The organism is Burkholderia sp. BCC0097 (genome assembly GCF_902832985.1).
GTDB lineage: Bacteria > Pseudomonadota > Gammaproteobacteria > Burkholderiales > Burkholderiaceae > Burkholderia > Burkholderia orbicola.
Genome location: NZ_CADFDM010000011.1, coordinates 255,500 through 280,254 on the forward strand (window position 1 = coordinate 255,500; position 24,755 = coordinate 280,254).

22 protein-coding genes and 1 riboswitch are annotated in these 24,755 nt (G+C 69.5%); of the genes, 10 read left to right on the plus strand and 12 right to left on the minus strand.

What is annotated here, in order from left to right; translation table 11 throughout:
* The first annotated feature begins 120 nt into the window (after positions 1-120).
* From HWX07_RS31675 to HWX07_RS31685, 3 genes are all read left to right on the plus strand, one after another.
* The gene (locus HWX07_RS31675; RefSeq protein ID WP_175878991.1) at positions 121-1,422 is read left to right on the plus strand and encodes a citrate:proton symporter; all 1,302 of its coding nucleotides are present in this window, start codon (positions 121-123) and stop codon (positions 1,420-1,422) included.
* Between the two features lie 142 nt (positions 1,423-1,564).
* Positions 1,565-2,731 (plus strand): acyl-CoA dehydrogenase family protein, encoded by a 1,167-nt coding sequence (locus tag HWX07_RS31680; protein WP_175878992.1) that lies wholly within the window; start codon positions 1,565-1,567, stop codon positions 2,729-2,731.
* A gap of 60 nt (positions 2,732-2,791) precedes the next feature.
* On the plus strand, positions 2,792-3,535 hold the full coding sequence (locus HWX07_RS31685; protein WP_175878993.1) for an IclR family transcriptional regulator: 744 nt from the start codon (positions 2,792-2,794) through the stop codon (positions 3,533-3,535).
* A 102-nt stretch (positions 3,536-3,637) separates the two neighbouring features.
* Here HWX07_RS31685 and HWX07_RS31690 read toward each other — a convergent pair whose 3' ends face one another.
* From HWX07_RS31690 to cobG, 5 genes are all read right to left on the minus strand, one after another.
* The gene (locus HWX07_RS31690) at positions 3,638-4,993 is read right to left on the minus strand and encodes a chitinase (protein ID WP_175878994.1); all 1,356 of its coding nucleotides are present in this window, start codon (positions 4,991-4,993) and stop codon (positions 3,638-3,640) included.
* Between the two features lie 372 nt (positions 4,994-5,365).
* Positions 5,366-7,087, minus strand: a complete 1,722-nt coding sequence (gene cobJ / locus HWX07_RS31695) for a precorrin-3B C(17)-methyltransferase (RefSeq protein ID WP_175878995.1) — start codon at positions 7,085-7,087, stop codon at positions 5,366-5,368.
* Positions 7,084-7,818 (minus strand): precorrin-2 C(20)-methyltransferase, encoded by a 735-nt coding sequence (locus HWX07_RS31700; RefSeq protein WP_175878996.1) that lies wholly within the window; start codon positions 7,816-7,818, stop codon positions 7,084-7,086. Before HWX07_RS31700 ends, cobJ begins: the two co-directional genes overlap by 4 nt.
* Positions 7,815-8,441, minus strand: a complete 627-nt coding sequence (locus HWX07_RS31705; RefSeq protein WP_175878997.1) for a precorrin-8X methylmutase — start codon at positions 8,439-8,441, stop codon at positions 7,815-7,817. The genes HWX07_RS31700 and HWX07_RS31705 overlap by 4 nt, the downstream gene beginning before the upstream one ends.
* Positions 8,434-9,795, minus strand: a complete 1,362-nt coding sequence (cobG, locus tag HWX07_RS31710; RefSeq protein WP_279612798.1) for a precorrin-3B synthase — start codon at positions 9,793-9,795, stop codon at positions 8,434-8,436. The genes HWX07_RS31705 and cobG overlap by 8 nt, the downstream gene beginning before the upstream one ends.
* A gap of 108 nt (positions 9,796-9,903) precedes the next feature.
* Positions 9,904-10,095, minus strand: a riboswitch (cobalamin riboswitch).
* Between the two features lie 50 nt (positions 10,096-10,145).
* Here cobG and HWX07_RS31715 point away from each other — a divergent pair.
* The 5 genes from HWX07_RS31715 to cobM all read left to right on the plus strand — a co-directional run bounded on the left by HWX07_RS31715 (position 10,146) and on the right by cobM (position 14,502).
* The gene (locus tag HWX07_RS31715; protein WP_175878999.1) at positions 10,146-10,538 is read left to right on the plus strand and encodes a hypothetical protein; all 393 of its coding nucleotides are present in this window, start codon (positions 10,146-10,148) and stop codon (positions 10,536-10,538) included.
* Positions 10,539-10,661: 123 nt separating this feature from the next.
* Positions 10,662-11,915 carry a precorrin-6y C5,15-methyltransferase (decarboxylating) subunit CbiE gene (gene cbiE / locus HWX07_RS31720; RefSeq protein WP_175879000.1) on the plus strand — a complete coding sequence of 418 codons (1,254 nt, stop codon included), beginning with the start codon at positions 10,662-10,664 and terminating at the stop codon, positions 11,913-11,915.
* Complete coding sequence (locus tag HWX07_RS31725; protein WP_175879001.1) at positions 11,915-13,003, plus strand: cobalt-precorrin-5B (C(1))-methyltransferase; 1,089 nt, start codon at positions 11,915-11,917, stop codon at positions 13,001-13,003. The genes cbiE and HWX07_RS31725 overlap by 1 nt, the downstream gene beginning before the upstream one ends.
* Positions 13,000-13,731, plus strand: coding sequence for a cobalt-precorrin-6A reductase (locus tag HWX07_RS31730; protein ID WP_175879002.1), 732 nt, complete (start codon positions 13,000-13,002; stop codon positions 13,729-13,731). Before HWX07_RS31725 ends, HWX07_RS31730 begins: the two co-directional genes overlap by 4 nt.
* Positions 13,732-13,773: 42 nt before the next feature.
* Positions 13,774-14,502 carry a precorrin-4 C(11)-methyltransferase gene (gene cobM, locus HWX07_RS31735; protein WP_175879003.1) on the plus strand — a complete coding sequence of 243 codons (729 nt, stop codon included), beginning with the start codon at positions 13,774-13,776 and terminating at the stop codon, positions 14,500-14,502.
* A gap of 116 nt (positions 14,503-14,618) precedes the next feature.
* Here cobM and HWX07_RS31740 read toward each other — a convergent pair whose 3' ends face one another.
* Positions 14,619-15,797, minus strand: coding sequence for an MFS transporter (locus tag HWX07_RS31740; RefSeq protein WP_175879004.1), 1,179 nt, complete (start codon positions 15,795-15,797; stop codon positions 14,619-14,621).
* 130 nt (positions 15,798-15,927) lie between these two features.
* Between HWX07_RS31740 and HWX07_RS31745 the strand changes: the two genes are divergently transcribed.
* Entirely contained in the window at positions 15,928-16,449 is a 522-nt protein-coding gene (locus HWX07_RS31745) for a MarR family transcriptional regulator (RefSeq protein ID WP_175879005.1), read from the plus strand.
* Positions 16,450-16,626: 177 nt separating this feature from the next.
* On the opposite strand, the gene HWX07_RS31750 is transcribed toward HWX07_RS31745, so the two are convergent.
* The 6 genes from HWX07_RS31750 to HWX07_RS31775 all read right to left on the minus strand — a co-directional run bounded on the left by HWX07_RS31750 (position 16,627) and on the right by HWX07_RS31775 (position 23,571).
* A complete protein-coding gene (locus HWX07_RS31750) occupies positions 16,627-17,061 on the minus strand; it encodes a 2'-5' RNA ligase family protein (RefSeq protein WP_347879195.1) in 435 nt (144 codons plus the stop codon).
* A gap of 171 nt (positions 17,062-17,232) precedes the next feature.
* The gene (locus tag HWX07_RS31755) at positions 17,233-17,799 is read right to left on the minus strand and encodes a nucleotidyltransferase family protein (RefSeq protein WP_175879006.1); all 567 of its coding nucleotides are present in this window, start codon (positions 17,797-17,799) and stop codon (positions 17,233-17,235) included.
* A gap of 125 nt (positions 17,800-17,924) precedes the next feature.
* A complete protein-coding gene (locus HWX07_RS31760; protein ID WP_244130058.1) occupies positions 17,925-18,386 on the minus strand; it encodes an NUDIX domain-containing protein in 462 nt (153 codons plus the stop codon).
* 202 nt (positions 18,387-18,588) lie between these two features.
* The gene (locus HWX07_RS31765; RefSeq protein ID WP_175879007.1) at positions 18,589-19,293 is read right to left on the minus strand and encodes a glutathione S-transferase N-terminal domain-containing protein; all 705 of its coding nucleotides are present in this window, start codon (positions 19,291-19,293) and stop codon (positions 18,589-18,591) included.
* Between the two features lie 227 nt (positions 19,294-19,520).
* On the minus strand, positions 19,521-20,645 hold the full coding sequence (locus HWX07_RS31770; RefSeq protein WP_175879008.1) for a porin: 1,125 nt from the start codon (positions 20,643-20,645) through the stop codon (positions 19,521-19,523).
* Between the two features lie 232 nt (positions 20,646-20,877).
* A complete protein-coding gene (locus tag HWX07_RS31775; protein WP_175879009.1) occupies positions 20,878-23,571 on the minus strand; it encodes a LuxR C-terminal-related transcriptional regulator in 2,694 nt (897 codons plus the stop codon).
* 241 nt (positions 23,572-23,812) lie between these two features.
* On the opposite strand from HWX07_RS31775, the gene HWX07_RS31780 reads away from it, so the two are divergent.
* Positions 23,813-24,745, plus strand: coding sequence for a universal stress protein (locus tag HWX07_RS31780; protein ID WP_175879010.1), 933 nt, complete (start codon positions 23,813-23,815; stop codon positions 24,743-24,745).
* The last annotated feature ends 10 nt before the right edge of the window (positions 24,746-24,755 follow it).

Here is a 24,755-nt window from a genome sequence, read left to right on the forward strand (position 1 = left end):
CCGGCCGTGCCGCATCGCGGCGCATGGCCACGCGCGCCGCGCACACCCTCATTCGGACATCACGCCGGCCCGCGCATCGACTCGCCTCTCGATGCACACCGGCTGAAGAGGAGACGCATCATGCTCGCATGGATCGGCGCGGCCGCCATCGTCGCGCTGTTCGGCCTGATCATCACGAAGCGGCTGTCGCCGCTCGTCGCGCTGATCGTCGTGCCGGTGGCCGCGTCGCTCGCGGCCGGTTTCGGGCTGCAGACCGGCAAGTTCGTCGTGCACGGGGTACAGAACATCGGCCCGATCGCCGGGATGTTCGTTTTTGCGATTCTATTCTTCGGTATCCTCACCGATGCGGGGATGCTCGATCCGATCATCGCCGGCGTGCTGCGCGTGATCGGCTGCCATCCGCCGCGCATCGTGATGGGCTCGGCGCTGCTCGCGCTGCTGATCCATCTCGACGGCTCGGGCGCGGTCACGTTTCTCGTCACGCTGCCCGCGATGATGCCGCTCTATACGCGGCTCGGGATGGATCGCCGCATTCTCGCGTGCGTCGCGTCGATGGCGGCCGGCGTCAACTTCCTGCCATGGGTCGGGCCGATGCTGCGCGCGTCGGCCGCGCTGCACATTCCCGGCTCGGCGATCTTCACGCCGATGATTCCGGTGCAGATCGTCGGGCTCGCGTTCGTGTTCGGCACCGCCTGGGTGCTCGGCGTGCGCGAGGCGAAACGGCTCGGGCTCGACCGCGCCGGCGCGGCCTCGCTCGCGATCGCGCCGCGCGAGCTGACCGACGCCGAACGCGCGTTGCGCCGTCCGGGCCGCTTCGGGATCAACGTCGCGCTTACGCTCGTCGTGCTCGTCACACTGGTGTCGGGCATCGTCGACCCGATGGTCATGTTCATGCTCGGCACGGTCGCCGCGCTCGTGATCAATTACCCGGACGTGCAGGCGCAGCGCGAACGGATCGACGCGCATGCGAAGGCCGCGCTGATGATGGCGAGCGTGCTGCTCGCGGCCGGCGCGTTCACCGGCATCATGTCCGGCACCGGGATGCTGAAGGCGATGGCCGAGGTCGTCGTCGCGCACGTGCCCATCGAGCATGCGCGCCACATGCCGTTCGTGCTCGGGCTGCTGTCGATGCCGCTCAGCCTGCTGTTCGATCCCGATTCGTTCTACTTCGGCGTGCTGCCGGTGCTCGCGGAGAGCGGCAAGCTGCTCGGCGTGCCGACGATCCAGATGGCGCAGGCCACGCTGCTCGGCCAGATGACGACCGGCTTTCCGGTGAGCCCGCTCACGCCCGCGACGTTCCTGATCGTCGGGCTGACCGGCGTCGAGCTCGCCGAGCACCAGAAATTCACGATTCCGTTCCTGTTCGCCGCCACCGTGCTGATGGTCTTCGCCGCGGTGATCGTCGGCGTGTTTCCGTTGTGAGCGCCCGAGACCTGCCGCTTCGTGCCGATGCTTCCAGCGCGCAATCCCGCAAAGGACCGTCGGTCGAAGCGAAAACCGTGGCGCCGCCTGGCGTTTTCTTGAGAGCGGCGCGACCGCTCGGCTTTTTCCGGGAGAGCAATCCATGCAGTTCGACCTGACCGACGACCAGCGCGCGATCGAAAGCGCGATCGAGAAAATCTGCGCGTGCTTCGGCGACGACTACTGGCTCGAACGCGATCGCGCGGGCGGGTTTCCGGCCGATTTCCACGCGGCGCTCGCCGAGGCCGGCTGGCTCGGCATCGCGATGGACCCGGCCTACGGCGGCGCCGGGCTCGGGATGACCGAGGCGGCGCTGATGATGCGCACGATCAGCGCATCGGGCGCCGGCTTGTCCGGCGCATCGGCCGTCCACATGAACATCTTCGGGCTGAACCCGGTGCAGGTGTTCGGCAACGACGCGCAGAAGGCGCGCTTCCTGCCGCCGCTGATCGCCGGGCGCGACAAGGCGTGCTTCGCGGTGACGGAACCCGACGCCGGGCTCGACACCACGCACCTGAGCACGCAGGCGCGCCGCGACGGCGATCACTACGTGCTGAGCGGGCGCAAGATCTGGATCTCGACCGCGCAGGTGGCGAACAAGATGCTGATCATCGCGCGCACGACGCCGCTCGACCAGGTCGCGAAGCCGACCGACGGGCTGAGCCTGTTCTATACCGACCTCGACCGTTCACGCGTCGAGGTGCGCGAGATCGAGAAGATGGGCCGCAAGGCGGTCGATTCGAACATGCTGTTCATCGACAACCTGTGCGTGTCGCGCGACGACCTGATCGGCAACGAAGGCGACGGCTTCCGCTATCTGCTGCACGGGCTGAATCCCGAACGCATCCTGATCGCCGCGGAGGCGATCGGCCTTGGGCAAGCCGCGCTGCGCCGCGCGACACAGTATGCGTGCGAGCGCGTGGTGTTCGGTCGCCCGATCGGGCAGAACCAGTCGATCCAGCATCCGCTCGCGCAGGCGTGGATGCAGCTCGAGGCCGCGTGGCTGATGGTGATGAAGGCCGCGACGCGCTACGACGCGGGCCAATCGTGCGGCGCGGAGGCGAACGCGGCGAAATACCTCGGCGCGGAAGCCGCGTTCCAGGCCTGCCAGACGGCGATCGCGACGCACGGCGGGATGGGGTACGCGAAGGAATATCATGTCGAGCGCTATCTGCGCGAGTGTATGATTCCGAGGCTCGCGCCCGTGAGTCCGCAACTGATCCTGTGCTACATCGCGGAGAAGGTGCTCGGGCTGCCGAAGTCGTACTGACCGTAGCGACCCGGCGGCCCGCCCGGCGCGCGGTTTCCCGTTCCGAATCAAGCGCTCGTCATGGACGTCAAACTCGTTGCCCGCACGCTCGACCTGTTCGAGCTGTTCGCCGCCGAACGGCGGCCGCTGCCGCTCACCGAACTCGCGCGCCTGCTCAACGTGCCGGCGTCGAGCTGCCTCGCGATGGCGCGCACGCTCGTGAGCCGCGGCTACCTGTACGAAGTGCGCAAGCGCGGCGGCTACTACCCGACGCGGCGCCTGCAGACGGTGGCCGCCGCGATCGACGCGACCGATCCGGTCGTCGAAATCGTGCATCCGCACCTCGTCGCGCTGCGCGACGCGAGCCGCGAAACCGCCGTGCTCGGCAAGATCCAGGGTGTGTCGGTCACGTATCTCGACGTCGTCGAATCGGAGCAGGCGATTCGCTATACGCGCCAGCCGGGCGAGCTGCGCCCGCTGCACGCGAACTCGATCGGCAAGGCGATCTTCGCGGAACTCGCGAACGATATGCAGCAGGCGCTCGGCGCGCAACTGCCGTTCGAACGCTTCACCGATGCGACGGTGGCCGACCTGGCGGCGCTCGTCGCGCAGACCGCGCGGTTTCGCGAACTCGGCTGGGCCGAGAACTTCGGCGAGAGCGCGCCCGAGCTGTCGGCGATCGCGGTGGCGCTGACGCTCGACGGCGACTGGTACGGGCTGTCGGTCGTCGGGCCGACCGAGCGGATTCGCCAGCATCGCGACAAGCACGCGGCGCTGCTCGTCGACGCGAAGGCACGGCTGCTGGCCGAGCACGCGCGCGGGTAGGGCAGCGGCGCGCGACGGCGCCGTCGGCGGGCCGTCGCCGGCGTGCGATGCTGCCACGCCGAACACGGCCCGCCGCGCGTCACGCGCGAGCGTGTCGCACCGTCACGACTTCACCCACACGCCGCCCGCGCTCGGGTTGTCGCCCTGCGTCCACCATTTCGCGCAATATTTCGCGCCCTGATACGTCACACAGGTGCCGCCCTGATAGGCGGTCGTCGCCGACCACGCGGGCGTGCCGCCGCCGACCGGCTTCCATACGGCCGCCTGGCCGGGCACGTCGCCCTGCGTCCACCACTGCGCCTGATACGTCGTGCCCTGGTAGGTGACCGTCGCGCCGGCCGTATAGACCTGGCCGGCCGCCCACGGTGCGCCCGGCTGCGGCGTACCGCCGTCCGAGCCGCCGCCGTAGTTCGGGTCCTGCGTGACGCCCGCGCCCCACTTGCCGTCGAGCTTCCTGAAGATCGCCGCGAACGCGTACGGCTGCTGCGCGACGCCCGAGCAGGTCGGCGACGCATACGTGCCACCGGACGGGCACGCCTGATCGCGGCCGACCGACCAGTTGCCGAAGAACCCGTAGCCGTTCGCGACGGCCGCGTTCAGCACGGTCTGCGCATTCGCGAGCGTGAACGTTTCGCCTTGCACGTCGTTCACGCCGATCATCGGCGTGACGCCGACCATCTGCCACAGCTGCGCGTTGGTCTTCGGCTGGCCAGCCGACTTGAACGCCGTGTCGAGCTGCGAGTAGAGCGCCTGCGCGGCGCTGATCGCGGCGGCGCCCATGTCGATGTTCGCGGGGCCGTAGTCCATCGCCATCACGTTCACCGCATCGAACGTGGCCTTGTTCGCGATGGCCGCGTTGACGACGTTCACGCCGTCCTGCGTGAGCCCGGTCGGCATCGTCGGCAGCGTCAGGGTCACGTGCAGAGGCTTGCCCTTAGCCGCGTAATCGGCCTGCAGTTGCGCGACCGCCTGGAAGTTGCGCGCGACCGCCGCCGTGTCCTGCTGCGACGCGCCCTCGATGTCGAAGTCGATATGCGTGAGGCCGTACGTGTCGATCACCGTCTGGTACGCGGTCTTCAGCGCGGGGACCGTCGAGCACGCCTGCATCAGCGGCGTGCCGTTCGCGCCGCCGAACGACACGGCGACTTCGCCGCCTTTCGCGCGGTAGCTCGCGATCGACGTGGACAGCGCGGTCAGCAGCCCGCCGCTCGCGCCGTTGCCGATCGGCTGCACGCCGCCCCACGACGGCACGCAGCCGTTGCCCGCGACCACGAACGCGAGCGTGAACTGCTGGATGCCCTGGCGCACGCCGATCTGATCGACCAACGGTGTCGGATAGAGCGTCACGTCGACATAGGGTGCATACACGCCGGCGCCGTGCGACACGCTCGCCATCGCGAGCAGACAACCCGCGGCAAACGCACGCGGAACGAAACGCGGCAACACATTGTTGTTCATTCTGTGTTCTCCAAGTGGAAGAGGGATACGCTGGCCTGCGTATCGCCGCCGATGAGGCGGGCACGTGCCCCGGCGGCGGCGTGCCTATCTTGGAGGATTCGCGTCGAATAGGAAACTTAGGTGTTCTTCTTTTTGTTATTCGATTCCCGATACGTAACGAACTTGCCGATTCGGTCGAATATCGAAACGCCGGGCGGGCACTTTTTCCGATCGATCGCACGACGCGGCGCGGATGGACCGGTTCCAGCGAACCGGCGACGCGCGGGCATGCCGATGAACGGCTCGCTCGCTCGCACGCATGCGCATTCACCATTCACATTCGTGCGAACGCCGCCGGATGCGGTATGCGCAACGCGGCGGGCACCGCGGCGTTCAGCGATACCAGCGCGGCGTATAGACCCATTCGCGTGCGTTGCTGATCGAGAAGCGCCGCGTGGTCGACGAGCCCACGATCACCATCGTGCGCATGTCGACCTGGTCGCCGCGCAGCGCGCCGAGGGTCGTCGTCGTGAGCGTCGCGCCCGGCCGCCCGATGTCGCGGCCGAGCACGACCACCGTATCGGCCGCGCGATGCGCGCGCACGATGTCGAGCGCACGGTCGAGCTGCCACGGCCGCGCGCGCGAAATCGGGTTGTAGAACGCCATCACGAGATCGGCTTGCGCCGCGTGTCGCAGGCGCGTCTCGATCACGTCCCACGGCTTCAGGTTGTCCGACAGCGAGATCGCGCAGAAATCGTGGCCGAGCGGCGCGCCGGCCTGCGCGGCCGTGGCGAGCGACGCCGAGATGCCGGGCTCCACGCGCAGGTCGACCGCGGCCCATTGCGGGTCGCGCGCTTCGTCGAGCGCTTCGAGCACGGCCGCGGCCATCGCGAATACGCCGGGGTCGCCCGACGACACGACCGCGACGCGCCGCCCCTCGGCCGCCAGTTCGAACGCGTGGCGCGCGCGCTGCATTTCCTCGCGATTATCGGTGCCGTGCACGCGCTGGTCCGCCCGAAACGGGCCGGCCATGTTCACGTAAGTCGTATAGCCGAGGATGTCGGTCGCGTCCGCGAGCGCCGCGCGCGCGGCCGGCGTGAGCCACGCGGCGCCGCCCGGGCCGAGACCGAGCACCGTCAGGCGGCCGCGCGCGCGGCCGAGCGTGGCTGGATCGACCGGATGGGATGCGATTGCGCATGCGAGGCCGTTCGATTCTTCACGCAGCGTGTGGGCGACGCGTAATGCGCGGCCGAGCAGCGTGGCGGCGTCCACGGGCGTGTCGCGATCGGGATCGCGATCGCCATCGACGAAACGCAGCGGCACGTTCAGCGTGTTCGCCGCTTCTTCCAGCACGGGTTCGCCGATTGCCGACGCCGGCGCGACGATGGCCGCGAGCGCCAGCCGCGTGAGGCCCTGGGCGTCGAGCATGGTGTCGATGCGCGCAGCAAGCGCTTCGCCTGCATGCACGGCACCCGCGGCAACACCGACCACCACGCTGCGCGGATGAATCACAAGCTCGTCGTGCGCGCCGCGCCACGCATCGGGCGTCACGCGAATCGCGTGCGCGGCCTTGGCATCGCGCGGCAGCGCGACGTCGTCGAGCCACGGCGCCGCGCCGTCGACGCGCGTCGACGCGCCCGCGAGCAGGTCGGACACGAAGCGCTTGCCCTGCGCGAGATCAGCGAGCGCATAGCCTTCCGGCGGATTGAGCACGCACGCGCCGAAGCGCAGTTCGCCGCTCGTCGTGATCGCCGGCGCGACGCCGACGCATTCGGCGATTTCGCGCGCGATCACGTTGACGCCCGTCAGCCCGCCGAGCAGCGGCACGACGGCCGAGCCGTCCTCCGCGACCGCGAGCACCGGGGGCTCGACGCCCTTGTCGGCGAGCGCGGGCGCGAGGCAGCGGATCACGATGCCGGCCGCGCACAGCGCGACGATCGGCAGGCCGCGCGCATAGAGTTCGCGCAGGTGCGCGCCCAGTTCGTCGAACGGCACATCGGCATCGACGCGCGACGCGAGACCGTGCACCCGGGCGCCCGGGTAACGCGCCTGGATGCGCCGCGCGGTATCGAGCGCGCCTGCGCCGAGAATCACGATCGCGGGCGGGGTCGTCATCCTTGCCATTTTTCCCCCGGCACGACGAGCAGCGAGAAATACGGCGACGCCATCGGATCGACCTCGTCGAGCGGCACGATGCGCTGGTTCGCCATCGTCGCGCGCTCGACGTACAGCGCGCGCTTCGCGAGCCCGAGTGCGTCCAGCACGCGCCGCACCTTGTCGAAATTGCGGCCGAGCTTCATCACGACGGCCGCGTCGGCCCGCGCGAGCCGCTCGCGCAGTTCGTGCTCTGGCAGCACGCCCGACAGCACCGACAGGCTCTGGTTGCGATAGACGAGCGGCTGGCCGAGCACGGCCGTGCCGCCGAGCATCGCGCACACGCCGGGGATCACCTCGGTGTCGTAGCGCGGCGCGAGGCGGTCGTGCAGGTACATGTACGAGCCGTAGAAGAACGGATCGCCTTCGCAGATCACCGCGACGTCGCGGCCTGCATCGAGGTGCGCCGCGACGATCTCGGCCGCGGTGTCGTAGAAATCGGCGATCACCGTCTCGTAGCACAGCGGCGGCGGCAGCGCCTCGGTCGTCACCGGGTAGACCAGCGGCAGTTGCGTCTGCCCGTCGAGCAGGTGCGCTTCGACGATGCCGTACGCGTTGCCTTTCTTGCCCTTCGCGACGAAATACGCGACCACGGGCGCCGCCTGCAGCACGCGCAGCGCCTTGATCGTCATCAGCTCGGGATCGCCGGGGCCGACGCCCACCCCGAACAGCCGTCCGCGCGCGGTCGTCATTCGACCTCCGTCGCAAGCGCATTGACCGCGGCGGCGGCCATCGCACTGCCGCCGCGCCGGCCGAGCAGCGCGACGTATGGCACGCCGCGGCTGTCGGCGTCGAGCATCGCCTTCGATTCGGCCGCGCCGATGAAGCCGACCGGGAAACCGAGGATCAGCGCGGGCCGCGGCGCGCCGGCGTCGATCATGTCGAGCAGGTGGAACAGCGCGGTCGGCGCATTGCCGATCACGACGACGCTGCCCGCGAGATGCGGGCGCCACAGTTCGAGCGCGGCGGCCGAACGCGTGTTGCCGAGGTGTCGGGCGAGGTCGGGCACTTCCGGCTCGCCGAGCGTGCAGATCACGCGGTTGGCCGCGGGCAGCCGCGCGCGCGTGATGCCTTCGGCGACCATCCTCGCGTCGCACAGGATCGGCGCGCCGGCCGCGAGCGCCGTGCGGCCGGCCGTGCCGGCGCCGGCCGAGAAGCGCAGGTCGTACACGACGTCGACCATCCCGCACGCGTGGATCACGCGCACCGCGAGCTTCTCGAGATCGGGCGGAACCTGCGACAGGTCGGCCTCGGCGCGGATCGTCGCGAACGACTGGCGGTAGATTTCCTGCCCGTCGCGAATGTAGTCAAGCATCGGTGGTGTCCTGGCTGTGCCGCGCGTCCATGAGTCGGACCGCGGCCTGGTCAATCGTCAGATGGCGCGCGAGCGGGGCGCCGAGGCCCGCGGCCGCGTCGCGCCGGTAAAGGTCGTAGTGCGCGGGCGCCACCGCGACGAGCGTATGCGCGGCGGGATGCGGCAGCGCGCAGTGGCGCTCGCAACCGGTCAGGTGCACGTCGAGCGGACGACCGACGCGCGCGGCGAGCGCGAGCGCGTCGTGTTTCGTATCGGCGCGCGCTTTCGCGCAGCCTGCGCTGCCGGTGCAGGCGACGAGCGTTGCGAGCGGGTCGGACGCCGCGCACACGAGGCCGAGCGACGCGAGTGCTACGTGCATCGCCGCCGCGCGTTCGTTCGGCACGCCGTGCATGAATACGCCTTGCCACGGCGTCATCGACAGCGTGCCGTCGCCGTCGGCCTCGGCCAGCGCGGCGAGCCGCTCCAGTTGCGTCGCATCGAGCCGACCAAGCGCGAACTGCGCGCCGACGCTGCAACGCGCGGCGTCGCGCGACGGGTGTGCACCGAAACGTAACGCAGGGTCGGCACGCGTGCGCCGCCAGTCGGCAAGCGCCGGATCGGCTGCGAGCGGGAAGGGCAGATAGTGCTGCGCGCGTTCGAGCAGCGTGGGTTCGTCGAACGTCGCCAGCAACGTGCGCATCCGTGTGACGTCGGCCGGCGCGAGATCGAGGAACGCGAGCAGCAGCGCGCGAACCAGTGCGACGCCCTGATCGATCGACACGTCGACCGACGCGGGCCGGTCGACGTGCGCCACCGGCGGACAGCCGGCCAGCCCCGCCGCGAGACGTACCGCGCCATCGGCGCGGCGCCACGCGGCCAGCCAGATGTCGTGCGGATGATCGAGCGCCGCGACCGCTTCGCCGCCATCGAGCTGGATCGAGAATTTCGGCGACAGTTCGCCGCGGCGCGGCTCGCTCGCCAACATGTCGAGCAGCGGCACGGCCAGCGCGTGGCTATCGACGAGCGCGGCCGGGTCGTGCCCGGCGAGCGGGCTCAGCAGCACGTTACGGACGTCGTCGCTCGCCGCGAGCGCGGCCGCATCGGCGGTGGCGTTGTCGGGGCTTGCGCGCGGGCCGAGCCCTGCGTCGAGCAACGCGTGCGCCAGCGCATCGGCCGCGCCGTCGCGAATGCCGCGCAGCTGGAGATTCGCGCGATTGGTCGCATCGATCGCGCCGGACCCGTACCGGCGCGCGGCGGCGGCGATCGCGCGTGCCTGATGTGCGTCGAGCCGGCCCCCCGGCAGCTTGATCCGGCACAGCCCGCCGTCGGCGGCCGCGACCACGCGCACGAGCCCCGGGCAGGCCGACGGGCGCACGACGGGCGACGCAGGAATCGAAGCGGGGGCGGAATTCAACGGGATACCGGGACACTGTGTGGCGCCGCGGCCAACGCATCGGTACACCCCGCCCGACGCCGACTGGCACGCACGCACTTTCTGGCCGGCAGGTCTCCTGGCTGACAGGTCGGCGCCGTCTCCCGGCCTTCCCGGTGAAACCAGTGGCATGAAGAGGAGATCGGCTCGCTGTCTACAGTTGCGGGGGCAGCCACAGCGGCGCGCGGTGCGCCCTGTGTTCCCTCTTCGGCCCCGAAGGGCACCGGCGAACGAACGGCCGTAGGATACCCGATTTTCGCGGCGATCCTGCATCGGCGGTGTGCGCTGCAACCGTGCCGCAGCTTGGCTGTAACGACCGGCGGGCGGTTGCGCGGATGGTACGATTGGCGGCTCGACATTCGATCGGCGCGACGCCGGTATCCGCGATGATGAAACTCGGCAGGACGGAGCTGTTCGGCATGGGCATCGCACTGGCCTTGCTGGGTCTCCCCGCATGGATGATGCTCGCGGGCATGCTGATTCCGTTTGCGCCGTCCGCCGAATGGCCGAAGAATGTCGGGCTCGCCGGCCTGATCGTGCCGATCGTGGCGGGTGGAACATACCTGTTCAGGAAAGGCGGCGGGCGGACGCTCATGTGGGTGGTGCTCGGCTGGCTGCTGGTCGCGGCGATCGCCGGACTGTATCTGGCGATGGTGATGTGGATCGGCGGCACGCCGCGCGGCTGACCAAGGGCGTGGCCGCATCGTCCGTGGCGCCAATGCCGCGGCACGGAAACGGATCGATGCGCGTCGGCTGGGCGGCGGCGCATCGCAACAAACGGTACGAAATCGAACGATGGGGAAGGATGCATGACGGCGTGGCTGACGGTAGTGGGCATCGGCGACGACGGTTACGCGGGGCTCGGACGCCACGCGCGGCGCGCGCTGCTCGATGCGACGCACGTGGTCGGTGCGAAGCGGCATCTCGACATGCTGCCCGCGCGGCTGCGCGCCGCGCGCGAAGCATGGCCGTCGCCGTTCGACCTGTCGGCGTTGCTCGCGCGCCGCGGCGCGCCCGTGTGCGTGCTCGCGAGCGGCGACCCGATGCTGTTCGGCGTCGGCGCGACGCTCGCCCGCGAGCTTTCTCCCGATGAATGGCGTGTTCTGCCCGCGCCGTCGTCGCTGTCGCTCGCCGCTGCGCGTCTCGGCTGGGCGCTGCAGGACGTCGGCGCGGTTTCGCTCGTCGGGCGTCCGCTCGCGACGCTGGCGCGCCATCTGCTGCCGGGCCGGCGCCTGTTCGTGCTGAGCGCCGACGGCCGCACGCCGGCCGCCGTCGCGGCCGAACTCGCCGCCCGCGGCTTCGGGCCGACGCGCGTCAGCGTGTTCGAGCATCTGGGCGGCCCGCTCGAGCGACGGATCGATGGCCTCGCGCAAGACTGGCACGTCGACGAAACCGCCGCGCTCAACCTCGTCGCGCTCGATTGCCGGGCGGGCCCCGACGCGCCGCGCCGCGCGCTCACGCCCGGCCTGCCCGACGACGCGTACCGCCACGACGGCCAGCTCACCAAGCGCGACCTGCGTGCGATGACGCTCGGGCGTCTCGCGCCCGCGCCAGGCGAACTGCTGTGGGATGTCGGCGCCGGCAGCGGATCGATCGGCATCGAATGGATGCGCGCGCATCCATCCTGCCAGGCCATCGCGATCGAAGCGCATGCGGAGCGACAGCGCTTCATCGAACACAACCGCGATACGCTCGGCGTACCGGGCCTGCAACTCGTCGCGGGCCGTGCGCCCGATGCGCTCGCGGGGCTCGCCGAGCCCGACGCGATCTTCATCGGCGGCGGTGCGACGGCGCCCGGCGTGCTCGACGCATGCTGGGCTTCGCTGAAGCCCGGCGGCCGGCTGATCGCGAACGCGGTCACGCTGCAGGGCGAGATGGCGCTCGCCGCGTGGCGCGATGCGCATGGCGGCACGCTCACGCGCGTGTCGTTCGCGCATGCCGAACCACTCGGCCGCTTCGACACGTGGCGGCAGCCGCTGCCGGTCACGCTGTACGACGTGCGCAAGCCCGACACGGCAGACACGGTCGGCTCGTCGAATCCGTCGGACCCAACGGACGCGTGATGCGCGACGAAACCCCCGAACAGCCCGCGCCGCTGCGCTTCGGCTACACGACCGGCAGCTGCGCGACCGCGACGTCGCTCGCGGCCGCGCGGCTGCTGCTCGCGGGCCAGGCGGACGACGCGGTCGAGATCGTGCTGCCGAAGGGGCAGCGCGTGATGATGCGGCTCGAATTCTGCCGCGCCACGGCCGACGGCGCCGAAGCCGGCACGATCAAGGATGCCGGCGACGATCCGGACGTCACGCATGGCGCGCTGATCTTCGCGCGCGTCGCGCTCGCGGCGGCGCCCGGCGTGCGCTTTCATGCGGGGCCGGGCGTCGGCACGGTCACGCGTGCGGGGCTGACGCTGCCGGTCGGCGAACCGGCGATCAACCCGGTGCCGCGCCAGATGATGACCACCCACCTCGAAGCGCTCGCCGCCGAACACGGCTACGCGGGCGGCTTCGACGTGACGATCGGCGTCGAAGGCGGCGAGGCGCTCGCGCTGAAGACGATGAATCCGCGCCTGGGCATCATCGGCGGACTGTCGATCCTCGGCACGACCGGCATCGTGCGGCCGTTCTCGTGTTCGGCCTATATCGCGTCGATTCATCAGGGCATCGACGTCGCGCGCGCGAACGGCATCGCGCATATCGCCGCCTGCACGGGCAACGCGAGCGAGGATGCGATGCGCGCGCATTACCATCTGCCCGACATGGCGCTGATCGAGATGGGCGATTTCGCGGGCGCGGTGCTCAAGCACCTGCGGCGCGCGCCGGTCGCGCGCCTGTCGATGTGCGGCGGCTTCGGCAAGCTGAGCAAGCTCGCGGCCGGGCATCTCGACCTGCACAGCCGCCATTCGAGCATCGACCTGCCGCTGCTCGCGCAGTGGGCGGCCGAAGCCGGCGCGAACGATGCGCTGCAGGCCGCGATGCGCGCGGCGAACACGAGCCAGGAAGCGTTGAAACTGGCGCGGGCCGATGGCGTGCCGCTCGGCGATCTCGTCTGCGCGCATGCGCTGCGGGTGGCGCGCGACATCGTGCCGCCGTCGGTCACGGTCGAGATGTTCGCGATCGACCGGCAGGGGCGCTTCGTCGGGGCGGCGCGATGAGCCCGCGCATCCTGCTGCTCGGAGGCACCGGCGATGCGCTGAAGATCGCGCGCGTGCTCGGTCCGCATCACGTCTACAGTCTCGCCGGTCTCGGCAAGACGCCCGACGATCTGCGCTGCGAGGTGCGCGTCGGCGGTTTCGGCGGCACAGCCGGGTTGACCGCGTATCTTCGCAGCGCCGGCATCGGCCTCGTGATCGACGCAACGCACCCGTATGCCGCGCGAATCAGCGCGAACGCCGCGGCGGCGACGCGCGACGCGGGCGTGCCTTTATGGGCGCTGCGCCGTGCACCGTGGACGCCTCAACCGGGCGACGACTGGCGCATGGTCGACGACTGGGCCGGCATCGAGGCCGCGCTCGCGCCGTTCAGGCGCCCGCTGTTCACGCTCGGCCGCGAGCCGCTCGCGCATCTTGATGAGATCCCGCCGCATCAGTTCTGGCTCGTGCGCTGCCTCGATGCGCATCCCGGCAACGCCCGTGCGCAAGTCGTCGCCGCGCGCGGGCCGTTCACGCTCGACGGCGAGCGCGCGTTGTTCGCACTGGCGGGCATCGATGTCGTCGTCAGCAAGAACAGCGGCGGCGCGGCCACCGAGGCCAAGCTCGACGTCGCGCGCGAACGCAGGCTGCCGGTCGTAATGCTGCGCCGGCCGCCGCTGCCCGATGCCGACCGTGCTTTCGACTCGGTCACGGCACTCATCGACGCACTCGATCCGGCCGCGCGCGCCTGATGCGGCGCAGCGGCCACTCAACGAATTGACGGAGAAATTTCGATGACGGTGTATTTCATCGGCGCGGGCCCCGGCGACCCGGAGCTGATCACGGTGAAGGGCCAGCGCCTCGTGCGCACGTGCCCGGTGATCCTGTATGCGGGTTCCCTCGTGCCGGCCGCCGTGCTCGACGGTCATCGCGCGGAGCAGGTCGTCAACACGGCCGAACTCGACCTCGACGCGATCGTGGGGCTGCTTGCCACCGCGCACGCGAAAGGGCAGGACGTCGCGCGCGTGCATTCGGGCGACCCGTCGCTGTACAGTGCGATCGGCGAGCAGATCCGCCGCCTGAAAGCGCTCGGGATTCCATACGAAATCGTGCCGGGCGTGACGGCCACGGCCGCGTGCGCGGCGACGCTCGGCGTCGAGCTGACGCTGCCCGGCGTCGCGCAGACGGTGATCCTCACGCGCTTCGCGGGCAAGACGACGATGCCGGAAGGCGAAGCGCTCGGCGCGCTCGCCGCGCATCGCGCGACGCTCGCGATCCATCTCGGCGTGCGCCATCTCGCGCGCATCGTCGACGAAGTGCTGCCGCATTACGGCGCCGATTGCCCGGTGGCGGTGATCTATCGCGCGAGCTGGCCCGACGAGGAGCGCGTGACGGGCACGCTGGCCGACATCGTCGGCAAGGTGCGCGGCACGCAGATCGAGCGCACCGCGCTGATCCTGATCGGGCGCGTGCTCGACGCCGAAGGATTCGCGGATTCGACGCTGTACGCGAGCGCGGGCTGAACGCATCGCGCCGTGGAGCCGGGTATCTGAACGGGCCGTGAGGATATTGCTGGTGCGAGCATGCCCGGGACGACACCGGGCATGCAGGCGCCCGCGCCGCTGGCCCGCGGTGTCGCTCAGGCCCGCGCGACGTGCCGAGCCAGCTTCGGCGCAAGCCCGGCCGCGAGCGCGAACAGCACGACACAGAGGCACGCCATCGCGATCCACGCGGGCGCCAGATCCGCGAGATGCTGGCGCACGATGCCGGCCGCGAACGGGAATAACCCGGCGATCAAATAGCCGACACCCTGCACGAACCCCGTCAGCGACGCGGCATCTGCGGGCGTCGCCGCATGGTCGACCGTGACGATCAGCGACAGCGGAAACAGCGCGCCGATCCCCGCACCGAGCAGCAGCGCGGCCGGCAACGCGAGCGCGTCGGGCGCGGCCAGCATCACCAGCAAGCCGACGAACAGCGACGCGATCGCCGCGTGCAGCGCGGGCCGGCGATCGGGCAGGCGATCGATCGTCGCGGCAATCGTCAGCCCCGCGACGACTTCCGCGAGCGTCACGCCGCCAAGCAGGCTGCCGGCCGCGGTCGGCGACCAGCCGAGCCGCATGTAATACGGCGGCAGCCAGGCGAGCACGAGCGTGTAGGCGCCCGTCGCGATGCCGAAGAACAGCGCGAGCCGCCAGGCGCGCGGCGAACGCGACGGCCGTGCATTCGATACCGACACCGGCCCGGCGGAAAGCGCGTCGCCCCCCCGGCTGGCCAACGGCCAGGCCAGTGCGGCGAGCGCCGCCGGCAGCGCCCAGCCCGCGAGCGCGGCGAGCCAGCCCCAGCGCGCCGCAGCGAACGGCGCGACGACGCTCGCGAGCACCGCGCCGCCCATGATCGACGTCGAATAGACGCCCATCGCGCCGCCGATGCGCGTCGCGAAATGCGCCTTCACGAAGCCGGGCAACAGCGCCTGCACCATCGCGATCCCGACACCCGCGCAGCATGCGCTCGCGAGCAGCAGCCATGCGTGCTGCGCCCCGACGCGCGATGCGCAGGCCAGTCCGATCAACACCACGCCGAGCCACACGCCGCCCGCGATCCCGATGATGCGCTGCAGGCGCCGTGCGCTCAGCGCGCCGAGCCCCATCAGCAGAATCGGGATCGTCGTCAGCAGGCTGGCCGCGCTGTCGCCGATACCCGTCGCGCGCTGGATCATGTCGAGCAGCGGCCCGATCGCGGCGAGCGCAGGCCGCAGGTTCAGCCCGACGAGCACGATCGCGGCGAGCCGCCATCCGGGGGAAGTGAAGCGATTCATTGCCTGGCCCTCGATATCGATGCGCGGCTGCCCGCAGGGCGCCACGCGTTTTTCAGATAAAGTATCTCGATATCAAGATAAACGCTCATTTGTCTCGACGTCAAGATAACTGGTGGACCGAGGAGGGTTAATGGATCGAGCCGAGCATGCGCTCGCGCAATGGCGCGCCGAGCGTCCGGATCTCGACGCAACGTCGATGGTGGTGATGGGGCGGCTGCAGGAAGCCGCGCTCGTGATCGCGCGCGACCGTCTCAATCCGCTGTTCGCGCGCTACGGCATGCAGCCGGGCGAATTCGACGTGCTCGCGACGCTTCGGCGCAGCGGCACGCCGTTCGCGCTGACGCCGACCGCGCTGTACGACGCGCTGATGATGTCGTCGGGCGGGATGACCGCGCGCATCGACCGGCTGCAGAAGGCGGGGTGGGTCGAGCGGCGGCCGAACCCGGCCGACGGGCGCGGGACGCTCGTCGCGCTGACCGACGCCGGGCGCGCGCTGATCGATGAGGCGGTTGTTGCGCACATCGATAACCAGCGCGCGGTGCTGGCTGCCTTGTCGGCGGCGGAACAGGCGCAGTTGTCGAACCTGCTGGGGAAGTTGCTGGCGGGGTTGGAAGGTGGATCGCCGGAAGGGGAGGAAGGGACGTCGCGTTGAAGAATGCGTGATCGAAACGTACGCGCCGGGCAAATAAGTTCTTGGTGAATTTTTTCGTGGACGTCGCTTGCCGACCTGGAGCGGACGGTCGGTTTTCTAGAAAGCTGCCATTCGCTCCAGATGGGTCAGGCGCCTAGTGCCATGAAACTGTCCATACCGGACTGCGGTCGATCGGCACTATACGTAGACATTTGGAAGATCAATCAAGTGCATCTTCCTCCAGCGACCCGACGAGTTTTCCAGCAGAGCGACAGAGCTACAGCACGTCCGAATCGCGTTCCGCGCAGACAGACGATGCTTGAGCTCGACGGCAGCCAAATGTGCTGTCGCAGCATCGCCATGCGCGACAGTCAGATGTGGAACGATGCCATCGTGTGCGCCACCATAGGGACGAAACATGGGGAAGCGCTTGACCAACGCAGTCGTCAAGACGACGAACGGTTCTGGCGGATCGGGAGCAAGATAAGTGGTGACCGCAAACCGCTCGACCTTCCTCAACAAAAAGTCGAACGGTTGCACAACACTCAACGCGCTTTGCGCCTGACGAAGGACATCGGGCGTAATTTCGTCAGGCGGCATGAAGGGAAACAGAACCGTGATATGCGCCGGCACGCCGAGATCAGAGGTAGCATCAAACCGTCTCCAAGGTCGGCTACTGTTGATTCGGCTGCGGGAACCTCAACGACGAACGCTGTTGTGGGCATTCGGGAATCCTCTCGCGTCGATTGACTATCTATGGTCGATTTCCGTCGGTAACACGCCCCTTGACTGCCTGCGGCATTTCTAAACGATGATGGTCACACGGGGCCAGCGGTCCTTGTATCTTTTCTGCTGGATTCGCCGAAGATAGGTATCAATGCTGACACGCGCAGGATTGCGTCGTACCACCATGGAAAAAAGGTCGTCGAGTCCGTATGGTGCGCAGACGTCAATTGTCCCGTCACCGAGCAAAGTCAATCCTACCGTCGTCGTGTACTCCGGCCACGACGCAACGGCTTGGGCCAGTGAACTGAAGGGGGGCACCGGATGCCCAAAGGCGCTCTCGAACCAGAGATGAACAGCGGCCTGATTCGTGACCTCCCACGGAATTTCGGGGCATTGCGCCGTGAGGCTGTGCTGGATTTCGGCATCGCGAATCGGCGACAAATCGGACGGGTCGAAATAGGCCAAATCGACGTCGGCTGGGCGTGTCGGAGTCACATATCCGTGAAGCGAGTCCCAGACCAAATTACGAATGGCCCCTGCGCCAATGCACCAGGATTTCAGGCCCATTGCACGTGCGGCCGACAGCGCAGACATACACCAAGACGACTGGCGGGCTATTTCGACTAATCTTTCGTTGAGATTCATCGCGGGTCTACGCGTCCAAACGAGCAGAACGGCTGAGATTGTCACCAAATCCGGCCGCACCGTCGAGTGACCGAAACTGGCCGAATCTGGCCGCACGTGAAACCGCAACGGCATCCGCTGTGATCTTAGAAAGGGAGAAACAAGTCGTCCTTCGGATACGGGAGCGCCAGTTCCGGCATGTCATGCCTTCCAAAATATCGAGTTGATGCGGTTTCAGGATCGCTTGGTATCCCTGAGCCATCAATGATTTTGCATTGGAACAGAGTTACTACGTATTCGACGCGGTCGCCACTTGGATACGTGTATCGAAACAGTCGTCCGCCAAACACGCCGAGAATGCCGTGAATGCGGATTGCATATCCGGTTTCCTCCATGACCTCGCGGAAGATGGCCTCTTGCGGGCTTTCGCCCAGTTCAACTCCACCAGCGGGAAGACTCCACGCCTCTCCAGACGACTTCTCCTGAAGCAGCAATTTGCCTTCATGGTCGTGAATCACAGCTGCAACGGACGGACTCAAAATCAGATCGCTTCCAACCTTTTTTCTCAGCCGACTCATGTAGCTTTCGTTATCGATCTGCAGTGACACCTTCCCCCCCACAACGAGATTGGGCCGGTCCGATTGTCTGGGATCCCAGCAACTTTGTCGAATGTCTCAAAATGGCCGAACACCGACAGTCTTCCCGGCGTTCCCCGGTAATCCTCGATGAACCAAAAAAATGCCCACCGCGCATTGCGGTGGGCCTGACTCGAGCGGGTCGCGGACGGCATGCCCGCTGCCGCCCGGTCACTCAACCCCGCGCCGGAATATTAAGCCCCCGCGCGACAGCCGGCCGCTCAACGAACGCATCAAGCACCCGCTTGACGTTCCGGAATTCGCCGAACCCCACCAGATCGCCCGCCTCATAGAAGCCGACCAGGTTACGCACCCACGGGAAGATCGCGATATCGGCGATCGTGTAGGTATCGCCCATCACCCACTGGCGGTTCGCGAGATGCGCGTCGAGCACGCCGAGCAGGCGCTTCGACTCGTCGACATAACGATCGCGCGGGCGCTTGTCCTCATAATCGCGGCCGGCGAACTTGTGGAAGAAGCCGAGCTGGCCGAACATCGGCCCGATCCCGCCCATCTGGAACATCACCCACTGGATCGTCTCGTAGCGGCCCGCGAGATCCTTCGGGATCAACTGGCCCGTCTTGTCCGCGAGATAGATCAGGATCGCACCCGATTCGAACAGCGGCAGCGGCTGGCCGTCCGGGCCGTTCGGATCGATGATCGCGGGGATCTTGTTGTTCGGGTTCAGCGACAGGAATTCGGGCGAGAACTGGTCGTTCGTGTCGAAGCGCACGAGGTGCGGCTCGTACGGCAGGCCGGTTTCCTCGAGCATGATCGACACCTTGACGCCGTTCGGCGTCGGCAGCGAGTAGAGCTGGAGACGGTCGGGGTGCTGGGCCGGCCACTTTTGCGTGATCGGGAAGGCGGACAGATCGGGCATGGAGGTTCGCTCGTCAACGTGGAGAATCCGCGCCCCGCCAGCCCGCCGCGCGTCGCCGACCGCCCCCGACACGGCGGCAGGAACGGGACGAACGCATCGACCGGCGAGCGGGGCGCGCCGAAGACGCCCACTGTAGCCGATCCCCGCGATCGCTGCAGACGGCGACCGCGCGTCGCACTCGAGCGCCGCCGAGCGCGCATCGCGCCGCGCCACACCGCACGGCATCGTCAGAAGTTGTGCCGCAGCCCGACCATCGCGGCCGTCGTGCCGACGCCCGGCGCGACCGGTTGCCCGTACACGAGCATCTGGTCCATCGTGCCGCGGTTGTTCACGTGGCCGACCTGCGCATACACCATCGTCCGCTTCGACAGGCTGTAATCGGCCGCGAGCACGGCCGCCGTCGAGCGGTTTTCGGAACGGTTGCGATCCTTCAGGTAGTACACGGCGGAGGTGACCTGCAACGCGGGCGTGAAGCGATAGCCGACGCCGGCCGACAGCATGTCGAGGTTCACCTTGTCCGCATGCGACGGATTCCTGCCGTTGCCGTACGACGCCGACACCGAGAAATCGTGGATCGTATATTTCGCGCCGGCGTAGACGAAGCGATTGTTGTCGACGCCGGTCGGCGCGACGCCGGGCGCCGGATTCGTATCGTGACCGTTGTAGTAGACGGCCGACAGGTTCAACCCGCCGTTCGCATACCTGAGCACGACCGATTCGCGCGTGCCGCCCTGGAACTGCCCGGCGACGCCGCCCGGCGCGTATTCGAGCGCGATCGACGCACCCGCGAAGGTCGGCGACTGGTAGACGAGCGCATTGCTGTCGTACAGCGCGCCGATCGCGCCGTTGGTGCTCGTCCCCGGCCAGCCGGCCGCCGTGTTCAGGCCGAGCCACGCGGTCAGCACGCTGCCGAAGAACTGCGCATTGCGCACGTCGGTGTCGGCCATCGCGTAGATCATCGGCACGATCTGGCGGCCGGCCGTGAACGTGCCGAACGGGCCCGACACACCGAGCGACGCGACCTGGTTGAAGATCGCGACGGCGCCCGGCGTGTCGCTCAGTTGCAGCTTGCCGGTACCGCTGTCGAACGAGCCCTGCAGCTTGAAGTTGATCTTGTAGCCGCCGCCGATGTCCTCGCTGCCCCGGATGCCCCAGAAGCTCGAATAGATGCCGCCGTCTTTCATGCGAAACACCTTGCCGGTGTTCGGCGCGCTGGGGCTGAACGACGCGGCCGACGTGCTCTGGTACAGCAGCCCCGTGTCGATCACGCCGTACAGCGTGACGGAGGATTGCGCCTGCGCGAGCGCCGAACAGCCGGCAAGCGCCGCGAGCGCGGCCAGTTTCATCTTCATCGAAGTCTCCAGGATCGTCGTGGACCGGACGGGATCGAGCCCGGCCGGGTGAAGCGGGGAAGCAGCGCGGCTGGCGGGAGCGCGCGACATGCGCGCCGATTCAAGCCGTGCGCAAAGACTACGCAACGACGGGCGGCCGCTCCCCCCCATGCGCGGGGGGCAGGGTTGCGGAGAATCGGAAGCGGGGAGGCCGGGGGACTACCCGGCCGCGGGCGACGGGCTCAGGCCGGCATCAGGGCGCGCTTTCGAGCAGCCCGAGCACCAGCGCGCGGCGCACCGCATGCTTGCGCGAACTGGCGTCGAGCTTGCCGAACAGGTTCTTCAGGTGCCATTTCACGGTTTCCTCGCCGACGGCGAGCGCGACCGCGATCTCCTTGTTCGACAGGTTGCGCGCGAGCAGCTCGAGGATCGCGCGCTCCTTCGGCGTCAGCACGACGCTCGGCACCGCGCGTGGGCTCGCCGCACCGCGCGGGGCCGGCGGCACGATGCGCGGCTGCGGCAGCGTGTGCCGCGCGGGACCGTCGCCGGCGGGCGACTCGTCGCCGACGCGACGCGCCCAGTCGGCCACGGCCGGATGCGCGTCGGCGAGCGTGCGCGTGAGGCCGAACACGTCCGCGAGGTTCATCGCCTCGTCGAGCAGCGCGCGGCCGCCGTGCCCCGACTGTTCGAGCGCGAACGCGCTGAGCGCCATGATCTCGATGCGCTCGCGGCCCGTGCTCATTTCGCGGGCCAGCACGGCGGCTTCGTCGAGCGCCGCGCATGCGTCCTCCCAACGGCGCTCGGCAAGCGCCGCATACGCATGCGCGGTCGCCTGCAGCAGCACGACGGGGCGCCGCCACAGCGGCCCGTGCGCCGGAAATTCGGCCGCGGCGATCGCATCGATCCGCTCGACCAGTGCATGGCACGTCGCCTCGCGATAACGCGCCGCGTGAATGCGCACCTGCTCGGCAAGGCTCGCGACCGACAGGCGCGGCAGCCGCCGCGCGACGCCCATTGCGTCGAGCGCCTCCAGCAGGTCGATCGCGCGATGCTCGACGCCGCGCAGCAACGCGATGCGCGCGGCCGTGCGATAGCCGAGCAGCACGGTGTCGGGCGTACCCGCGTGTTCGAGGACGTCAAGCCGGTTCGCGAGCAGCGCGGCGGCCTGGTCGACGCGATCGGCGTCGTACGCGATCGCCGCGCACATCGCCGCGAGCATGCAGGTCAGCGGATGGCGCCGTCCGAGATCGGCTTCCGCGCGCGCCAGCGCCGGCGACAGCACGTCGTCCGCGAGCCGGATCTGGCCTTCGCGCAGATAGCTCAGGCCGGTGATCAGTTCGCCCCAGCGCGCGACGTAGCCGAACCCGGCCGCCGTCTCGCCGCGCGGCGCGGCCTGCTGGAAACGGCGCGCCTGCGCCGGTTCGCCGACGATGATCGCGCGCGCCGACAGCCGGTTCGCGTGCATTTGCGCGAGCCACGTCGCCGCCGGCGGCGTGAAGTCGGCCCACGGCTCGAACAGCGCGACGAAGCCGTCGATTTCGTCGGCGTAATACGCGGCCGCACTGAGGATCAGCGCACATTCGTAGCGCATCGCGGCCGGCGTGCCGTCGTCGGCCAGGATGCCGGCGATCTGGCGCCGCGCCTCGACATGGCGCTCGCCGAGCGCCAGCGCCCACGCGACCGCGATCCGCAGCGTCGGCCGCTTGTCGAGCTCCGCATCGGGCAGCAGCGCGAGCCAGTCGAGCACGTCGTTGATGCGGCCCTGCTTGATCGCATCCTCGAGGCAGCGCTGCGCGAGCGCGTACGCGGTCTCGACCTGGCCGGCCGCATACGCGTGGCGCGCAGCTTCCTCGGTCATCCCGTGCGCATCGAGCCAGTTCGCCGCGCGGGCGTGCAGCGTGCTGCGCTCGGCGGCGGGGCGCGCGGCCAGCCGATCGCGCAGCGTGTCGCGCACGAGCGGGTGCAGCCGGCACCAGTCCGAATCGTCCGATGCGATGAACAGCGGCGTGTCACGGGCGAGCCGCATGAGGCGATCCGGCGCGTGCGCGTCGTCGAGCAGCGCCGCGCACAGCGACGGATGCAGCCGATCGGCGACGCTCGTGCGCGTCAGGAACGCGGTGTCGTCGGCCGACAGGTTCGCGAGCAGCAGCTCGACGAGCCGATCGCGCGTGCCGTCCACGCGTTGGGCGAGCGCATCGACCGCCTGGCGCGGATCGGCCGAGCGCGCCATCGCGGCCATCGCGAGCTGCAGCCCGAGCGGCCAGCCGTCGACGCGTTCGAACAGCCGCGCGCACGCGTCGGCATCCACCCGTTGCGCGAAGCGCGCGCCGACCAGCGCGATCGTCTCGTCGAGCGTGAAACGCAGCCAGTCGGCGCCCGCCAGCGTGCACTGGCCGCCCGCGAGCAGGTCGCCGGCCGCGTGATCGAGCCCGCGTCGCGCCGCGACGACGACATGCAGGTTCTGCGGCGCGTTGTGCAGCACGTAAGTCAGCGCCTCGAGGCCGGCGGCCGGCAGCCGCTCCGCGTCGTCGACGATCAGCAGCGCCTCCATCGACAGTTGCGCGACCTCGGCCAGCCATGCGGTCAGGCCGTCCAGCGCACGCGCCGCGCCGGCCGGGATCAGCCGCCCGAAACCGGGCCGCGCGCAGCCGGTCCGCACCGCCTGCACGAGCCCCTGCAGCAGCCGCGGCGCGTCGTCGCGCTCGTCGGCCGACAGCCACACGACCGCGCGGCCGAGCGCGACGGTTTCGCGGCGCCATTGCGCGAGCAGCGAGGTCTTGCCGTAACCGGCCGGCGCCTGCACCAGCGTCACCGGGCGACCGTCGAACGGCGGCGCGGCGAGGCTCAGCCGCGCGCGGGCAAGCAACTGCGCCGGCACGCGCGGCGCGGTCGTCTTCAGGACCAGTTCGGTGGGGGGCGCGTCGGCGCGATCGGGTGGGTGGGCCATCGGGGCAGCAGTGGAGTCCGGGGGGGCCGTGCGGGCCGACGTCCGGTGTGGGCGTGAGGGAAGGATCGGTCGAACCGCGTTCGCGCGTCAATCCCCCCCGCGACGAGTGGGGCCGTCCCCGCGCGGCGTCGATAGCATGGGTCCCGATGCATGACGAACGCCACGAGGAGGGCACCCATGAAGATCGGATCGAGCGGCGCGACACATAACGCGCCGAGCGCCGGCTGAGCGGAGCGGCACGATGTACCGCCATCTGCTCGTGACGGTCGACGGCGCGCCCGGCGGCATCGACGCGATCGGCGACGCGCTCGAGCTGGCGCGCGCGGTCGGCGCGCGGGTCACGTTCGTGCTGCCCGCCGCCACGCCGGACTCGCGTTTATCCGGAGCGCGGCTGCCCGGACACGGTGCGAAAGTGGAAGCCGCCGCGCGGGCGCAGGGCCTGTCCCATGTGATTGCGGGGGCCGGCCATCCGGGGGCCGGCCACCCGGCGGACGGCGACGCGTTGCCGTCCGCGCTGGCCGGCGAACTCGGCTGCGACCTGATCGGCGTCGCGGCGCTGCCGCCCGACGCCGATGCGGCGGCCTGCGCGCGGCGCCAGCGGTTGCTCGCGACGAGCGGCGTGCCGGTACTCGTCTGCCCGTCGCGGCGCCCGCCCGCGGCGGCGCGCGTGATCGCGCGTTGCCTCGATGCGCATCGCATGGTCGGGGCGCTCCTGCACGCGCTGGCGGCGTCGGGCGAGGTGGCGCACGAGCCGCAGCGGCAAGCGGCTGAGGCGCGGGATGCGCTGGCTTCGCTCGCTGCACTGCAAAACGCCCGGTTCGGCACGGCCGACGAAGCGAGGCTCTTCTCGGCACTGCGCGTTCGGGCGGAATGCGTCGCGGCCGAACTGGACGAACTCGAGCGCCAGCGGCAGCGCGACACGCAAGCCCTGGGCGCGCTCGCCGGGCTCGCCGAAGACGGGCTGCCGTCGGCCGCGTTCGACACCGCGCTGGCCCGCTATGCGCACGGCGCGTTCGAGCAGATGGGGCGGATGGAAGGCGTGATTTTCCCGGCCGCGCGGCGCTACCTCGGCGACGCCGACTGGACCGGACTGGACGAACCGCTGGCGGACGGCGCACCCGCGACGCCGCCAGGCACGAACGAACCCGCCGATGCGCGACGCGCATCGGACTGACGACCTACGG

Bases quoted from the DNA above. Each gene is read 5' to 3' on its own strand.
- HWX07_RS31745 (WP_175879005.1), top strand. From the start codon at position 15,928: ATGGATCGAGCCGAGCATGCGCTCGCGCAATGGCGCGCCGAGCGTCCG.
- HWX07_RS31780 (WP_175879010.1), top strand. From the start codon at position 23,813: ATGTACCGCCATCTGCTCGTGACGGTCGACGGCGCGCCCGGCGGCATC.
- cobM (WP_175879003.1), top strand. From the start codon at position 13,774: ATGACGGTGTATTTCATCGGCGCGGGCCCCGGCGACCCGGAGCTGATC.
- HWX07_RS31740 (WP_175879004.1), bottom strand. From the start codon at position 15,797: ATGAATCGCTTCACTTCCCCCGGATGGCGGCTCGCCGCGATCGTGCTC.
- HWX07_RS31765 (WP_175879007.1), bottom strand. From the start codon at position 19,293: ATGCCCGATCTGTCCGCCTTCCCGATCACGCAAAAGTGGCCGGCCCAG.
- HWX07_RS31730 (WP_175879002.1), top strand. From the start codon at position 13,000: ATGAGCCCGCGCATCCTGCTGCTCGGAGGCACCGGCGATGCGCTGAAG.
- HWX07_RS31690 (WP_175878994.1), bottom strand. From the start codon at position 4,993: ATGAACAACAATGTGTTGCCGCGTTTCGTTCCGCGTGCGTTTGCCGCG.
- HWX07_RS31675 (WP_175878991.1), top strand. From the start codon at position 121: ATGCTCGCATGGATCGGCGCGGCCGCCATCGTCGCGCTGTTCGGCCTG.
- HWX07_RS31685 (WP_175878993.1), top strand. From the start codon at position 2,792: ATGGACGTCAAACTCGTTGCCCGCACGCTCGACCTGTTCGAGCTGTTC.
- cobJ (WP_175878995.1), bottom strand. From the start codon at position 7,087: ATGACGACCCCGCCCGCGATCGTGATTCTCGGCGCAGGCGCGCTCGAT.
- HWX07_RS31755 (WP_175879006.1), bottom strand. From the start codon at position 17,799: ATGAATCTCAACGAAAGATTAGTCGAAATAGCCCGCCAGTCGTCTTGG.
- HWX07_RS31705 (WP_175878997.1), bottom strand. From the start codon at position 8,441: ATGCTTGACTACATTCGCGACGGGCAGGAAATCTACCGCCAGTCGTTC.
- HWX07_RS31700 (WP_175878996.1), bottom strand. From the start codon at position 7,818: ATGACGACCGCGCGCGGACGGCTGTTCGGGGTGGGCGTCGGCCCCGGC.
- HWX07_RS31680 (WP_175878992.1), top strand. From the start codon at position 1,565: ATGCAGTTCGACCTGACCGACGACCAGCGCGCGATCGAAAGCGCGATC.
- HWX07_RS31770 (WP_175879008.1), bottom strand. From the start codon at position 20,645: ATGAAGATGAAACTGGCCGCGCTCGCGGCGCTTGCCGGCTGTTCGGCG.
- HWX07_RS31775 (WP_175879009.1), bottom strand. From the start codon at position 23,571: ATGGCCCACCCACCCGATCGCGCCGACGCGCCCCCCACCGAACTGGTC.
- cbiE (WP_175879000.1), top strand. From the start codon at position 10,662: ATGACGGCGTGGCTGACGGTAGTGGGCATCGGCGACGACGGTTACGCG.
- HWX07_RS31725 (WP_175879001.1), top strand. From the start codon at position 11,915: ATGCGCGACGAAACCCCCGAACAGCCCGCGCCGCTGCGCTTCGGCTAC.